The 15,015-nt window shown below is 32.7% G+C and carries 12 protein-coding genes and 1 riboswitch; of the genes, 3 read left to right on the top strand and 9 right to left on the bottom strand.

What is annotated here, in order from left to right:
• Window positions 1–103: 103 nt before the first annotated feature.
• Both SMGD1_RS02125 and SMGD1_RS02120 read right to left on the bottom strand, forming a co-directional pair.
• Entirely contained in the window at window positions 104–1,387 is a 1,284-nt protein-coding gene (locus SMGD1_RS02125) for a sensor domain-containing diguanylate cyclase (protein ID WP_008337708.1), read from the bottom strand.
• Window positions 1,388–1,471: 84 nt separating this feature from the next.
• Window positions 1,472–2,140, bottom strand: coding sequence for a response regulator transcription factor (locus tag SMGD1_RS02120; RefSeq protein ID WP_008338084.1), 669 nt, complete (start codon window positions 2,138–2,140; stop codon window positions 1,472–1,474).
• Window positions 2,141–2,237: 97 nt separating this feature from the next.
• Between SMGD1_RS02120 and SMGD1_RS02115 the strand changes: the two genes are divergently transcribed.
• Window positions 2,238–4,619 carry a PAS domain S-box protein gene (locus SMGD1_RS02115; protein ID WP_008337940.1) on the top strand — a complete coding sequence of 794 codons (2,382 nt, stop codon included), beginning with the start codon at window positions 2,238–2,240 and terminating at the stop codon, window positions 4,617–4,619.
• Window positions 4,620–4,626: 7 nt separating this feature from the next.
• Here SMGD1_RS02115 and SMGD1_RS02110 read toward each other — a convergent pair whose 3' ends face one another.
• The gene (locus tag SMGD1_RS02110; protein ID WP_008337705.1) at window positions 4,627–5,562 is read right to left on the bottom strand and encodes an HD-GYP domain-containing protein; all 936 of its coding nucleotides are present in this window, start codon (window positions 5,560–5,562) and stop codon (window positions 4,627–4,629) included.
• Between the two features lie 131 nt (window positions 5,563–5,693).
• Window positions 5,694–5,858 (bottom strand): hypothetical protein, encoded by a 165-nt coding sequence (locus SMGD1_RS14700; protein WP_008337972.1) that lies wholly within the window; start codon window positions 5,856–5,858, stop codon window positions 5,694–5,696.
• Between the two features lie 238 nt (window positions 5,859–6,096).
• Here SMGD1_RS14700 and SMGD1_RS02105 point away from each other — a divergent pair, with 238 nt between their 5' ends.
• On the top strand, window positions 6,097–6,330 hold the full coding sequence (locus tag SMGD1_RS02105; RefSeq protein ID WP_241761426.1) for a hypothetical protein: 234 nt from the start codon (window positions 6,097–6,099) through the stop codon (window positions 6,328–6,330).
• Window positions 6,331–6,379: 49 nt separating this feature from the next.
• On the opposite strand, the gene SMGD1_RS02100 is transcribed toward SMGD1_RS02105, so the two are convergent.
• Window positions 6,380–8,614 carry a methyl-accepting chemotaxis protein gene (locus SMGD1_RS02100; RefSeq protein ID WP_008337766.1) on the bottom strand — a complete coding sequence of 745 codons (2,235 nt, stop codon included), beginning with the start codon at window positions 8,612–8,614 and terminating at the stop codon, window positions 6,380–6,382.
• A gap of 58 nt (window positions 8,615–8,672) precedes the next feature.
• A riboswitch (cyclic di-GMP riboswitch) is annotated at window positions 8,673–8,762 on the bottom strand.
• A 177-nt stretch (window positions 8,763–8,939) separates the two neighbouring features.
• Here SMGD1_RS02100 and SMGD1_RS02095 point away from each other — a divergent pair.
• Window positions 8,940–9,605, top strand: coding sequence for a uracil-DNA glycosylase (locus tag SMGD1_RS02095; protein WP_008337812.1), 666 nt, complete (start codon window positions 8,940–8,942; stop codon window positions 9,603–9,605).
• On the opposite strand, the gene SMGD1_RS02090 is transcribed toward SMGD1_RS02095, so the two are convergent.
• From SMGD1_RS02090 to SMGD1_RS02075, 4 genes are read right to left on the bottom strand one after another with little or no spacing between them, the layout of a single operon-like run.
• A complete protein-coding gene (locus SMGD1_RS02090; RefSeq protein ID WP_008337679.1) occupies window positions 9,586–10,596 on the bottom strand; it encodes an endonuclease/exonuclease/phosphatase family protein in 1,011 nt (336 codons plus the stop codon). The two genes, SMGD1_RS02095 and SMGD1_RS02090, sit on opposite strands and share 20 nt — an antisense overlap.
• Complete coding sequence (locus tag SMGD1_RS02085) at window positions 10,596–12,545, bottom strand: M3 family metallopeptidase (RefSeq protein WP_008337973.1); 1,950 nt, start codon at window positions 12,543–12,545, stop codon at window positions 10,596–10,598. The genes SMGD1_RS02090 and SMGD1_RS02085 overlap by 1 nt, the downstream gene beginning before the upstream one ends.
• On the bottom strand, window positions 12,545–13,636 hold the full coding sequence (locus SMGD1_RS02080) for a trypsin-like peptidase domain-containing protein (RefSeq protein WP_008338045.1): 1,092 nt from the start codon (window positions 13,634–13,636) through the stop codon (window positions 12,545–12,547). Before SMGD1_RS02080 ends, SMGD1_RS02085 begins: the two co-directional genes overlap by 1 nt.
• Window positions 13,636–14,952, bottom strand: a complete 1,317-nt coding sequence (locus SMGD1_RS02075) for a hypothetical protein (RefSeq protein ID WP_008337919.1) — start codon at window positions 14,950–14,952, stop codon at window positions 13,636–13,638. The genes SMGD1_RS02080 and SMGD1_RS02075 overlap by 1 nt, the downstream gene beginning before the upstream one ends.
• Window positions 14,953–15,015: the final 63 nt, after the last annotated feature.

Genomic DNA, 15,015 nt, shown 5'->3' with positions numbered 1-15,015 from the left:
TTTGAAACCACTTCTTTAAAGTGCCTATTTTAAGGTGCCGTAGAGCTATATGCAAGTGGTCTCGTCCACCACTGAAGACCTTTAAAAACTTCCAAACACATAACTATTCTACGCGATTTCTTCCTCGCTCTTTTGCAAGATACAGTCTTTCATCAACTTGTGTAATGTACTTATCTATTGCTTCTTGTCCTATTACTACACTGTTGTCAATAATAATTGATATAGTCCCAATACTTACCGTATATTTTATAGTTATATCTTCCACTATTACTTCAGAAGCGACTATTGCATCACAAACTTTTTGAGCTAGTATTAGAGCTTCTTTTTTGTCAGTCATAGGCAGTAAAACCATAAACTCTTCACCACCAAATCTAAATATATAATCTGATTTGCGAAGTATCTCTTCTAAAATGCTTGAGAAGTGTTTTAGTACAACATCTCCAACTGCATGACCATAGCTGTCATTTACTCTTTTAAAGTGATCTAGGTCGCACATCATAAGAGCAAATTCTCTACCAGTCGCCTTTGCAATATCTAGCTTATTTAGCATGATCTTATTAAACAGTCTTCTTGTTAGAAGATGCGTAAGCGGATCTTTTGCACTCTCTTCTATCTCATTTAGAAATGCTATTTCATTTCCTATCTCAAGCGAATAATAATCTATACGCTGCATAAGATGTATTAGTGTTGATGGACGTGGATCATTGTTATTTTGACAGTGGTTTACGACATTAGCCGCCAAGTCATGAAGATTCATATGAAGTTTTTCTATGACTTTAAAGTGAGTGGTAGATATAAGGTAAGAAGTAGTAGCACTGTGCATCCATTTTCCAAACTCACACAGGTTGGGATTTAGTTCAGGATAGTCGTTATCATAGACACTTCGTTCTATGTAGAGAATAAGATTTAGAATCCATTTGATATGACTCTCATAGTGCACCATAAACTTCTTATCCTGCATTATGGATATATGAGAAAGACGAAGTTCACTCTTTAGCTTTAGTTTTTTAAGAAACCTATGTAAATACAAAGATGTGATTCTATTCTCATGTTCTGTAAAAAAGTTGTTAATCTCATGTATGTGCTCTAAGTCATTTTTTTCCAAAAGTATTCCAAGAAGCTTGCGAACAACAGTTATAAGTTCACTATATAAAAATAGGTATGATATCTCATGTTCTATAGTGAAGTTGACAAGAACTTTTGTGTTGTGTTCTATCTCTTCATCTGAAATAGATAAAAGCAAGTTCAGAAATAGTTTTTTATATTCGATTAATGCGTGTGTATAGAGAAGGTCTTTTGTATGATCGCCTTGTAGACTTTGAAGACTTATATTAAAGTCTTGTACACATTCTTGGATTTCTTGAGAGTATTGTTTGATTATTTGCATCTAGTTCTCCAGTTTTAATGAAAAGACTTAACCATAAAAAATTTTGTTAAATATTATAGCGGTTATTTTTTGTTTTGTCATTAGTTAATGATCTAGTCTAATAGAATATCCAACACCTTTTACTGAGTCTATAGGTAGACCTATTATCTTTTTCTTTAGATTTTTTATATGAACAGATAGAGTGTTTTGTAAAATATCTTTTCCCTTCCATACAAAGTTTACAATTTTTTCATGCGAAACAATTTGATTTTTATGAATAATCAAAAGGTATAAAATACTCAGTTCTATCTTTGTTAGTTTTATATATTGATGGTCATTGAAAACAGCATGTTGAGATAGTGTATAGGTGTAGTTTCCAACAAGATATATCTCATCAGATTTCATTTTTTTTCTAACTGCTTTCATAGCACGTAGTTCTATCTCTTTAAGAGAAAATGGATGAAGCATATAGTCTTCGCAGTTTCTGGCAAAGGCTTTTGACATAAGATCTATGGAGTCTACATAACTCAAAAATATAACTGCAGCATGAATACCAAGTACATTTATATGATCAAGCACATCAAGCGCAAATAGCTTGTCTTTTTCTATTGATAAAAAAATAACATCATATTGAGCGATTATGTGGTTGATATTTTTATAGTTTAGCAAAGTATCGCAGTTTTCATAACTGTCTACACTAAAGCTTTTTTTTGAAAAATACTCTTTAAAATTTTTGCTAAAGACCTTATCAGAGTTTATTATTAATAATTTCATATGAAATTGTATCCTATATTATTTAAATATTCACTATTTCTTCACTTATCCCTATTATAATTACATTTAAAGTAAATGTAGGGGGGGGGCTTGTATTTTGGGAAAAATAATAAATAAAGAAAGAATCATTCTGATACTAACTATTTTAAGTATTGGATTGATCTTGTATTTTGAGTTTACATACAAGAAAAATCTATATTTAGCAGAAAAAATCTATGACTTGCAGTTGCAATACAGTGAAAAAGTGATTTCAAATAAAAGAGTTGTTGAGACACTATTTCATGAGCTTTTAGAAAATCATGAGATAGCTAGTATTATAAATGAGTCTAATGCCGGTTTAAATAGAGACAGCAATAGAGAAAAACTATATATTTTATTAAATGAAAGATATAAAAGAATGGAGAAGTCAGGTATTCTTCAACTGCACTTTCATTTAGCAGATGGAGAGAGCTTTTTTAGATTTCACAAACAAGGTAAATTTGGCGACACTCTTTTATTTAGAGAGAGCATCAAAAAAGTCATAGAAACTAAACAGCCTGTATATGGCTTTGAAGTTGGAAAATATTTTGATGGTTTTAGATATGTTTATCCAATTTTTCATAATGAAGAGTACGTTGGCAGTGTAGAGTTGTCTATTAGTGTATTATCTGTAATAGAGCAGATGAAAGAGTCTTTAGATGCTGATTATTCTATAATTATAAAAAAAAGTATTATGGAATCAAGAGTTGTTAAAGATCATTTGAAAAAATACTATCATGAGTTTTGTGCTAGTGACAAATACTATATGTCAAACAATATACATGCAAACAATATCATCTCAACAGGTTCAATGAAAAGTATTATGGGCTATATAACTGATAATATAGGAAAGAATAAAGCTTTTGCGCAAGATAGCTTTAATTTAGGAAAAAATAAAATATTTATTTTTGTCCCTATTGAAGATGTGGCAGGAAATACAGCTGGATACGTGATATCAAGTAGAGATGACAATGCAATATATAATATGTTAATTGTGGAGCTTATTAAATATCTTATAGCTCTATTTGCTCTGATGATTATATTTTATTTTTACAGACAAAGTAGACAAAAGACAAATACAATCGAACAATTACAAAATGCCATTGATAAGACAACATTGGTATCTAAAACTGATTTAAGAGGAAAAATAACCTATGTCAATGATGCTTTTGTAAAACTCTCAGGATACTCTAAAGAAGATCTTTTAGGTAAGCCTCATTCCATAGTTAGACATAGTGATACTCCACCTGAAGTCTTTAAAGAGATGTGGACTACTATCCAAATAGGGCAAATATGGCATGGAAAAATAAAAAATCGAAAAAAAGATGGGGGTTATTATATTGTAGATGTAAATATATTTCCTATTAAAAATGATAAAAATGTCATAGTAGAATATATAGCTATCAGACATGACATTACAGAATTAGAAGAGCTAAAAGAACTTTTAACTAAAGAGTTAAGCACTTCAAATCAAAGCTTACAAGATAAGATGAATTTACTTGCTCAGTATGAAAAAGCAATAGAGAGCGCAGCTTCTTTTACAAGAACAGATGAAAATGGTGTAATTACATATATAAATGAAACACATGAAAAAATCACAGGTTTTAAAAAAGAAGAACTACTAGGTAAAAGACACACTCCTCTTCTTAGAGATAAAAGTGTTACAGATGAGTTTTATAAAAACTTGTGGGACACTGTAAAATCTAAAAAGAATTTTAATGGTGTTATTAGTAATGTGGCAAAAGATGGAAGAACAATATATCTTGACACACTGATAGTTCCGATTTTAGACTTAAATGGTGATATTGTTGAGTACATGAGTATTCAATATGATATTAGTGATGTTATTAATGTCCACAAAGAGATAGAAGAGACACAACGTGAAGTTATATACAAGATGGGTGAGATAGGTGAATCACGTTCCAAAGAGACAGGAAACCATGTAAAACGCGTCGCAGAGTACTCTAAACTATTAGCTTGTAAATATGGACTGCCTAAAGAAGAGTCAGAACTGCTTTATGACGCCTCACCAATGCACGATATAGGTAAAGTTGGGATTCCTGATAATGTTTTGAAAAAGCCTGGTAAGCTAGATGCTGATGAGTGGGAGATCATGCGAACTCATAGTGAGATAGGCTACAATGTATTAAAAGGCTCAAATAGAGATATATTAAAAGCTGCCGCAACCGTAGCCTATGAGCATCATGAAAAGTATGACGGCAGTGGATATCCTAATGGTCTTAAAGGTGAGAATATTCATATATACGGCCGTATTACAGCTGTCGCGGATGTCTTTGACGCCTTGGGTAGTGATAGAGCATACAAAAAAGCTTGGAGTGATGAAGAGATTTTTGAACTATTTAGAAATGGAAAAGGAACTCATTTTGATCCGAAGTTGGTAGATCTGTTTTTTGAGAATTTAGATGACTTTTTAGAGATAAGGGATAAGCTTAGAGATTAAAAGGATGTTACTGAAACATCCTTATCATCTTATCTAGAAGTTTAACATCAACATGATTATTCATTTTTAACTTCATAAGTTTTATAGCGTCAAATGTTGTCATAGCTTCTTTGTAGGTTCTTCTGCTTGTTAGTGCGTCAAAGATATCACAGACGCCAATAATACGTGCAAATAGTGGTATTTGTGTACCTTTGAGTTTAGATGGGTAGCCAGTGCCATCCATTTTTTCATGGTGATGTCTTATACCGTCTAGTACATTATTGTTTTTAATACCTAATTTTAGTCCTAATCTATAACCTAATTCAGGGTGTTTTTTAATCTCATGAAACTCTCTGTCTGTAAGTGCCCCATTTTTAGTTATTATCGCAGAGTCTATTTTACTTTTACCCAAATCATGTAAGAGAGCTGATTCTCCAAGTTCTGATAGTGTCTCAGGTTGCATCCCCATATATGAGCCTAAGCTTAGTGCGTAAATGGAGACGTTTATGGAGTGAGTATGTGTGTAGTAATCATGTGTCGCAATATCCATTAGAGATTTGATAGTAAAATTATCACTTAAAATAGTCTCTATCATCTCATTTACAACTTCCTTTGAGGAGTCATAATTACTTAGTGTTTCAGGATTACTAAAAAGGTCGTTAAGAACGTTTGAAGCGTGTTCATATATAACAGATGGCTTATTATCCAGTTTAATGTTTTTTAGCTCATCTTGAGTATTTAAAAAAGTCTGGTAAAACTTTTTATACTCTTCATGTTGTTGCTCTTCTACATATAAAACATTTATAGAATCAATAATAACTTTATCGTTACTTGTGAAGCAGACACCATTCTCTTTAAAACAGTTCATCTGTTTATCTGAAGAGAGTGTGAATATACTAAAATCTAAACTAATACCTTTGGTAATAATGTTTTTATCAATAGCAAGATATTTTGTTGATTTCATTATTATATTCACTTATATAGATATTTGATGATTATAGTATAGACTAGTGAGTAAGTAGTGAGTTTTATGTCTCTGATGCCGTGTTTAGCGGCAGCATTTATATAGAGTTTTTAAAAGATTTTTATATTTAACTAAACACTTTCTCTTAGAGAATCTTTTGCAACTTCAAATAGTTCACCGTTTTCATCTTCAACCAAGGCAGTTGATTTTCCATCTTCTGTGAATACAGTGATGATTTTTACTTGAGCATCGTTATATGTGTACGTATCTGTTTCAGAGTGGTTTAAATGAGACATATATTATTCCTTTTAAATTTGTTATATTGTTACATATTTTTTTTAGTATTTTAAAATATATTTCATTTTGTCAAAAAATATTTTAGATGATACCCAAAAAGCCATCATAATAGTGTTAAACTTTGATATACTTGTGATAAATTTAGATTAATATTTGTGTTAAAGGTTTGTAGTGGATAGTGAAATAATTTATTCTGCAGTCGGTATAGTGATTTTTATAATTATAGTGATAATGACTATGCGTAGTAATGTCGTTGAGATAGTTCAGAGTAAAGAAGAAAAGAGAGCAGACATCGTTAATGGCTATAAAAAAGAGCTCCAAGACGCTCTGGAACCTCTTAAAAATGATACTGATTCAAGACTTGCTAAAAAGAGTGAGATGTTACAGAGGTTTAATGGTGAGTTGTCTTTAAATATCTTTTTTGACAAAGATGAACTAAGAGAGATAATCTTAGAACTCTCTCAAGAGTAATATCTCAGAACTTCTTTATGACTTAGTCATAAAGAAGTTCTCTGGAGTCTTAGTTATGATACTGAACAAGCATCTCATTTAAAAGAACAAATAGTTTGTCACTATTTTCTTCCATCGTTTTTAAGTTTTGTACAATATGCCCTTCATTTTCTATTCTTTTGTCTTCATTCTCAAAATAAACAATACAGTTATGAACACTATCGTGAACTGTTTTATGTGGCGAGAGAGCTAACCTGTAAGCTTCTGTATCTCCAAAACGCTCTTTACCAGAGCCTTCATACCATTTACCTAGTCTACACGCTGTATGTGAGCCAAATGATCTGCTTTTGTCAGCCGCTACAATAGCGTCATAAGCATTTGCTTTATATATAATATGGTCAATTTTAGCTAAAACTATAAATACTTTGTTTTCCATATCATTTATAATTTTAGCCATTCCAGTTGCTTCTGTATTTAACTCACTCATCACAGTGTTAAAATTGTCTACTGAAGTAGAAGCTTCATCTGCTAAAGAAGTCATAGTCTCTGATTTATCTAAGATAACACTAGCTTCTTGTTTCATAGAGTTAATCGATATCGTTATTTCACTAGTTGCTTTTTGAGTTCTCTCTGCAAGTTTACGAACTTCATCTGCAACAACAGCGAATCCTCGTCCATGCTCACCGGCTCTTGCTGCTTCAATAGCTGCATTTAAAGCAAGCAGATTTGTCTGTTCAGCAATATCTTTAATAAGGTCAACAACAGAAGTAATCTCATTTGTTTTATCATTAAGACCTTCGATAGAAGTGTTACTATCGCTTATCTGCTCAATAAGTATTTGTAATTTTTGTAAAATATTTTCTACTGCACTCATTGAGTCATTTGAAGTTTGAGCTGTATGTTTTGTTGTGATTTGAACTTCACCGAGCTCACTTATCACATTTGACATCTCACCTTGAATAAGACCAAGTCCGTCACCTATACTTCCAACCGATCTGACATTTGAGTTAAAGTTGATAGTTTTTTGTTTTTCATGTGCTTCTTTCATTGCACAAATTCCATCTTTTACATTGCGAATTGCTTCAGCAAAATCTCCATGTAATCCATCAGTATTAAGATCAAAAGTAAAATCTCCTTGTGAAGCTCTATGAACAGATGTATTTATTCTTTGTGTTAAATCTCTAATGAGGTCCACTAGTGTAGCAAGCAGATGCGTAATTTCATCCATTTCATTGCGAACAATTTCTCTTCTGTCTACATCAATAGACAAGTCACCTTCTGTTGTTATCTGCCCAATGATTTTTTTAACTCTGTTTATGGAGTTTGATATACCGTTTGATACATCTCTTGTAAGGTACATAACAAATAATACAACTAGTGTTGAAGTTATAGATACAAAAAGAAGTAGCATAAATGATGAAGAAACCATTGAAGCGGTCGTATCCAAAGTATGCTTGGCTAATGTGTCTTCAAACTCTTTTAATTTGTTGATTTTTTTAGTTATTGTTTGGAACCATACAGTGGCATCTACACCAAAAGAGTTCTCATTTGAAGAGGCAATTTCTCTAAACTTCTCAACCTCTGCAAATGAGCTATCTGATTTTGTTTTTTTATATGCTTCTTGCATAGCACTGTTTGCTGTATGCATAAAGAGGTTTGTAAATGCATTTTGTTCAGATACAAGAGAAGCAAATTTTGCAGCTGTAGCTCTTGTAAAGGCATTTTTCGCAAATACACCAGATAAAACTGCACGCTCAATTCCGGCACGCTCTTTTGAACTGATAAAAACTACAAAACTGTTGAAGTTTGTTCTTAGCTCGGCATTTTCTGGAACTGTAGAAAACTCAGAGATAGTATCTATGATTTTTTTATTTAAAGATGTATAGAATTTAACTGCGTCTTTAACCTCAGTAGTTTGAGATTTTACCTTTGTTCTTATTGCAGGTACAGAGTCTAAATCTATCTCTTTAGTTACTATATTAGTATAATTTGAAGCGTTTTCACTAATATAAGCTCTAAGTTCTTTTATTTTAACATCTGTGGAGCTATGCTGCTTTGGAAGTATATCTACAAACTTAGTTCCTTTAGAACCTAAAAAACCGGCACTCGCACCCCGTTCTTTTTGTAGTTCATGTAAAACGGCACTCATCTTTACAGATAGTTCTATTAATGAAGCTGTATCTTTAATATTTTTGTGATCATTCCAAGTAGAATAAGAAGATCTTACGGAAAAAGCTATGATTACGGAGAGAACTACAATACTCAGGAAAATTAGTTTTCCTCTTATTGTCATGTTGTTTAACATTTTACATCCTTTAGTTTAGAGCCATATTCTGATTAAAAAAAAGGAGCGCAGATGAAAGAAGTGCAACTAGACAATCTTCAATTTTACACAAAATTTAAGACTCACAGCTTTCCGTCCTTATTTCGCAATAAGTTTGGCTAAATACAATAACAGAGAGTATAATTAAAGTAAAATTAATATTTTATTAAAAGATAATATTTTATATAAATTTAATATAAGAAATTGCTATTATTATAAAAATATAGAAGATAAGTTAATATAATATAAAAAAACATCACATTAGTATCTCAAAAGCTTGATATACTGTAAAAGGTAGGGGGTCATAATGATTTTAAACAATGAGTGGTCAGCTCTTTTTGCATCTGAAATGCAAAAAGAGTATTTTATAAAACTTCAAGAGTTTGTAGAAGCAGAGTACAAAGCAGTAACAATCTTTCCTGAATATGAAAACATCTTTAGGGCTTTTAACTTAGTTACCCCAGAGCAAGTGAAAGTTGTAATTCTTGGTCAAGATCCATATCATGGAGAGAGACAGGCAAATGGCCTGGCTTTTTCTGTTTGTGACGAGTGTAAGATACCGCCTTCACTTATAAATATATTTAAAGAGTTAGTTGATGATGAGGGCTGCAAAAAACCTGCATCTGGGAACTTGACTTCCTGGGCAGAGCAGGGTGTTTTACTTATAAACAGTGTTTTAACGGTAGAGCAGGCAAAGGCAAACTCTCATAAGGGCAGAGGTTGGGAAAAATTTAGTGATTTCGTTATAAAAAAACTCTCATCTGAATATGAAAATATTGTTTTTATTCTTTGGGGTGGACCGTCTCAGAAAAAAGAGAACCTGATAGATGCATCTACTCATCTTGTTTTAAAGGCTCCACACCCTTCACCTCTGTCTTCATACAGAGGTTTTTTCGGTTCAAAACCATTCTCAAAATCAAATGAGTACTTAAAAGCTCACGGTAAAAAAGAGATTAATTGGTGTTTAGCATAAACTTGGCAATAACTGGAAGATGGTCAGAATAGCCTGCTCCTTTGTGTTTAGGGACTCTTTCCTTTGAGACTTGCCATCTGTAAATCTGCTTCTTTTTAAATAGATATTCTTTATCCAGATTAGTTATAGAGTCATTTATGTAAGAGATGCCTTTTTTATCTAGAAGTGGCTGAGAGACTATGATGTTATCAAGAGCTTCTTTTTCACCTCTAAAGATATATGAGTATCTATTAGGTGCATCTGTGTCATACCAGAGATTATATAAGTTTTCTTTTTCATACTTTGTATTTGAAGCTTTCTGATTCTGTTTTATAGTTCTTAAAACATGGTTGATTCCAGTTTTTCCATTAGTGTCGTTAAGTTTTCTGTTCTTTTTGAACTTTATATGCTCTTCATAGTCAGAGTTAAAATCTCCAAGCAGCACTATATTCTCGTCATAGCCTATTTCAGATATTCTATTTCTGAGACTCTTTGCAGATGTTATTCTCATACTCTCAGGACCAGATTTAGCTTTCCAGTGGTTTACAAACATATACAAGTCGTTTCCATATATTTTTAACTTTGTCTCTAAAATATTTCTATATTTATATGTTGAGGTAACAGATAGTTCTTTTGAGTATGTAAATGGCAGTTTGCTTAATATAGCTACTTTTATGGCTGTATGTTTTTTATCTGCTATTGAGTAGTATTGATAGTAAAGACCATTTTGCTTTAGAGTAAATCTCAAATCTTTCAATGCTTGAAGTGAGTGAATCTCTTGAAGAGCAATGATGTCAGCATCTATGTCTTTAATGACTCTGGCAATGTTTTGAAGTTTGATTTTATATGTCTTTTGATTCCAGTTTGACTTTGTGTTTGGCTCGTACTCTTTGTACTTATAGCCTTTTTTTTCTAAGTCAAAGAGGTTTTCTACATTGTAAGTTGCTATTGTCAAAATCTTATCTCCAAAGAGTGAAGTTAAAAAAACAAAGAGTAGTAGAAGAGACTTCACTACTTAATGCCGTTTAACCTTAGCAGGTTCTCAGGGTTAGGCTTTCTTCCCATCAGTTCTTTAAAGTAGTCATCCATACTTTTCGCTCCACCGCCGTTAAGAACTATGCTAAGATATTTTTTAGCAGTCTGTGAGCCGAAGATTCCTTCATCTACTACGCTAAAGAATGCATCTGCACTAAGTACTTCAGCCCATTTGTAGCTGTAGTAACCAGCTGCATAACCGCCTGCAAAAATGTGTGAGAAACCATTTTGAAACTTGTTATACTCTGGAGTCTTAATAAGAGCAGTCTCTTTTCTTATATCATTTAAAAGCTCTTGAACTTCTTCACCTTGGTAAAGCTTAGTGTGAAGTTTAAAGTCAAAGATAGAAAACTCTAACTGTCTAAGCATCCCAGAAGCTGAGAGGAAGTTTTTGGCACGAACAAGTTTTTCTATCATCTCATCTGGAATAATTTCGCCAGTTTCATGATGAGATGCAAAGAGTTTTAAAACACTTGGCTCATAGGCAAAGTTTTCTAAAAACTGAGAAGGAAACTCAACAGCATCCCACTCAACACCATTTACACCACTAACTTCATTTTCATCTACACTGCTTAAAATGTGGTGGATTGTATGACCCATCTCATGAAATAGTGTTACAACATCATCATGACGAAGAAGAGATTTTTGCGTCTCACTAGATGCTGGAAAGTTACAAACTACAAATGCAGATGCAAGTTGTGTATTGCCATTTTCATCTTTGCAGTGAGCTTGCCAGTTATGCATCCACGCTCCACCGCTTTTACTTTTTCTAGCTTCAAGATCAAAGTAGATTCTTGCTTTTAAATCATCACCTATAAAAACATCATAGGAAGTCGCTTTTTCATCCCAAAGTTTTTCATCTACTTTTTTGAAGTTGATGCCAACAAGTTTGTTTAAAAATTCAAACATACCCTTTACTACACTTGTTTGCTCAAAGTATGGACGGTATAACTCTTCATCAATATCATATTTTGCTTTTTTGAGTATCTCACTGTAGTATGCACTATCGAAGCTTTGTAGAGGCTCTGGAGCCATCTCTTGAACCTCTTTTAACTCTTCTTGGGCTTGGTGTTTAGCTTTTGTAACTAGAGTTTGTAAAAACTCTTCTACACTTTGTGTATCTTTTGCCATTTTAGATGCAAGTGAGTACTCAGCATAAGAGTTAAATCCAAGTATCTTACTCATCTCATTTTTAAGTGCTAATAGTTCATCTATGATTTGTGCATTCTCAGGTGCTCTTGTCACATAAGCCTTATAAAGCTCTTCTCTGATTTGTGCATTTTTGCCGTATGTCATATATGCGATATATGATGGCATCTGTAGAGTAAACTTGTACTTTGTCACTCCGTCTTGCTCGAACTTCGCAGTCTCAATATCACTCTTTGGTAAGCCATCAACATCATCTTCATTATCAGTTACATACTCATAAGCATTTGTTGCATCCAGGATATTTTGAGAGAAGTTGTTTGAAAGTTCACTCTTTTTTATGTTTATTTCCTGAAGTCTCTCTTTTGATGCAGCATCTAGGTGAGCACCGCTAAGTTCAAAGTGCAGTATATTTAGCTCTACAACTCTTTCTTGTTCGAAATTTAGAGACTCTTTTTCTTTTTGTTGTATCTCTTTATAAGCATTGTAAATATCTATATTTTGGGATATTTTTGTAGAGTACTCTGTTATAAGAGGCAAAGAATCTGCGTATATCTTTTGCGTCTCATCAGAATTCATCACAGAGTTAAGATGCGATAGTGGAGTAAAGAACTGCTCCAAATATTCCTCTAGCATCTGTAGTGGTTTTACAAAATTGGCATAAGTCTTATTTTCTGTTTTTAAAAGCTCTTCTATTTTTTCATTGTTTGATTTTAGCTTTTCATTTAAATCATTTATAAAGTTGTCCAGATCAACACTGAACTCTAAAAATTTACGCATTATTCATCTTCCTCGTCTCGTTTTAGTTTTATGGCTTTAAATTTGTTAATTAGGATTTCATCGTATTTGTCTGATAGTTTAAAGAGTCTCTCTAGCGCTATCTTACCCTCTTTTAGTGTCAATGAAGAATCAACAATCAGATAAGAGAGATAGATGCTGTTTTCATTTATGGAAAACTGCAGGTAAGTGAGCTTTTCATTTTCACTTAGCATATAGTCATAAATGGCACCTATATTTTCTTTTGGGATTCTGCATAGTTTTGAATCACCTATTATAATTCCATTTTCATAATAGTTAATCTCTATTCTTGCGCTGCCATGGTCTACTCTCCAAGAAGCTTGTGAGCGTCTTGCAAGAGTGACGTTTACATCAAGAGAAGTAAGTATCTCTTCTAGAAGTTTTGTGGATCCAGTTGGGTTGTAACCAGTTCTTCTTTGGTAGGCGACTTCTAGTTTAGTTCCACACTCTGAACAGTAGTCATTTTTTATATCTTTTTCATGAATTAGATTTTTACATGAAGGGCATTTGATGATGTTTGCGGCATCTACATCTTTGAAGTTTTTAAGGCTCTCTTGGACATAGAAGTAGGGAAGAGCAAAGCCTAAGTTGTTTGCATTTTGTATGATGAAGGTATTTACTCCTGTAACTTCTCCATGAATATTTAGAAGTGGTCCACCACTGTTTCCAGGGTTGATGGCTGCATCTATTTGAATGTATTCCAAATCTTCATAAAGTCTTGAAGCCTTTGAGACAATACCTTCTGTTGCTGTGTAGTTTAATCCGTAAGGATGTCCTATTGCAACAGTAATATCACCGTTGTTCACCGGTGTTGTGGATAGTTTTAGCGGATTCTTCGGTGCTTTAAACACTGTTTTTATAAATGCCAAATCATAATCAGGATCGTCATAGACAACTTGAGCAATAACTCTTTTAACCTGTTTAGAGCTGATTACGACTTCTTTTAGTCCGCTGACAACATGCGAGTTTGTAATAATCAAATCATCAATAATAAAACCTGTGCCAGTGCCGTAGGGCGTCATTATCTGAATGATGTTATCAATGTAAGTCTCTAAAAGTGCTTGAGTATTCACTATATCTCCTCAAAATTTAGATGTTTTAGCTCTAAAAGATAGCTGTTATTAAACTCATTTAGAGATGAGAAGTTGAGTTCATCTCCAAAAGATTCTAGTGATTTATATTGACCAAGGTGTGGAGTAATAGCATCATCAATTTTTGAAATAATAGTTTTTTTAGCAAAAATATTTTTCTCTTCATCGTAGAGAGGCGAATAATCCATAGCTTCGAAAAAGGCTGGATTTTGAATCTCCACCAATGTATGCATAAGTGATTTTATAACTGGATTTAAACCATAATTAAACAAAATGTAAAAAGATATATATTTGTATATGGTAGGTATTATCTGAGTGTAGCGATTGTTTTTGTACCAACGTATTTTAATCAGTGACTCACTGATAAAGTTGCTTATCTCTTCAAGTGAAGTTTTCTCCATAGGATTAAAAGTGTATTTTGCATTGTAGAACTTTGTACTAAAATCCTTAAAACTCATCTCTTTTAGTTTAGTAATATACTTATTAAGCTTTTCATTTTTAGCCTCTGTTGGGAGACCTTCATCACTAAAATATCTCTGTATTTTTTTATTTATCTTTTGATAGATTTCACACTTAGGAACTAGAAGATAGTCTATTTTTAAAAGTATATGCAGGTATAAAAATGCTTGCATGCCTGCATTGTCATTTGTTGGAAGCGTAAGTATTTTGGCTTCGAGCTCATCTATCCATATATGTAAAAAATCATATTTGATCTTTAACTCGCTCTCATCTAGTTTTACCAGATGCTCAGTGTCTTGAAGTGTTATGTTTGGAAATTCAGTTTTAAGATACTCTTTGTCAAAGTCTGCATTCAGCGCTATTTCTCTTAGAGGAAAAAATATCTTTTGTGGAGAAGCTGTAATGTTATCGTGGTATAACTTTAGTTTTATATGCTCATCATCGCTGAAGTAGTAAGCATAAGTAAGCTGATAGTTACGCTCTAGTATGTAGCGTTTAAGCGCAACTTCTGCATCTGCTTTTTTAATCATAATTACTTCAGCATATAGATGCTCAGGTGTAACTACTCCAACAATCCTTGCACTGCCTTGGTAAATTACAAAGTTTAGTTTGTCATCTTCTTTATTGTAAGTTATATTGTTATTTGAAATATCACCGGAAAAGTTTTCCAATGATTTAAAAAAATACTCATAAGCCTGCAGGGTGTCTTGTTTCTCAAATGCCACGTAAGACTTATTGAAAAGTTCCTCTTCATCAGGAGAGATAGTAGCATTTATACCTCTACCAAATGGATGACGTAGTTGTGTTGGTTTAGTGTCAAAAAAGTTAAGCCAGTTCAATTGATATCCATCTAAGTAATCTAAAATTTATTTTTATGATTATATTCAATAGAGACTTATAAC

The organism is Sulfurimonas gotlandica GD1 (genome assembly GCF_000242915.1).
GTDB classification, from domain to species: domain Bacteria; phylum Campylobacterota; class Campylobacteria; order Campylobacterales; family Sulfurimonadaceae; genus Sulfurimonas; species Sulfurimonas gotlandica.
This window is presented reverse-complemented; position numbering and strand designations above follow the sequence as displayed.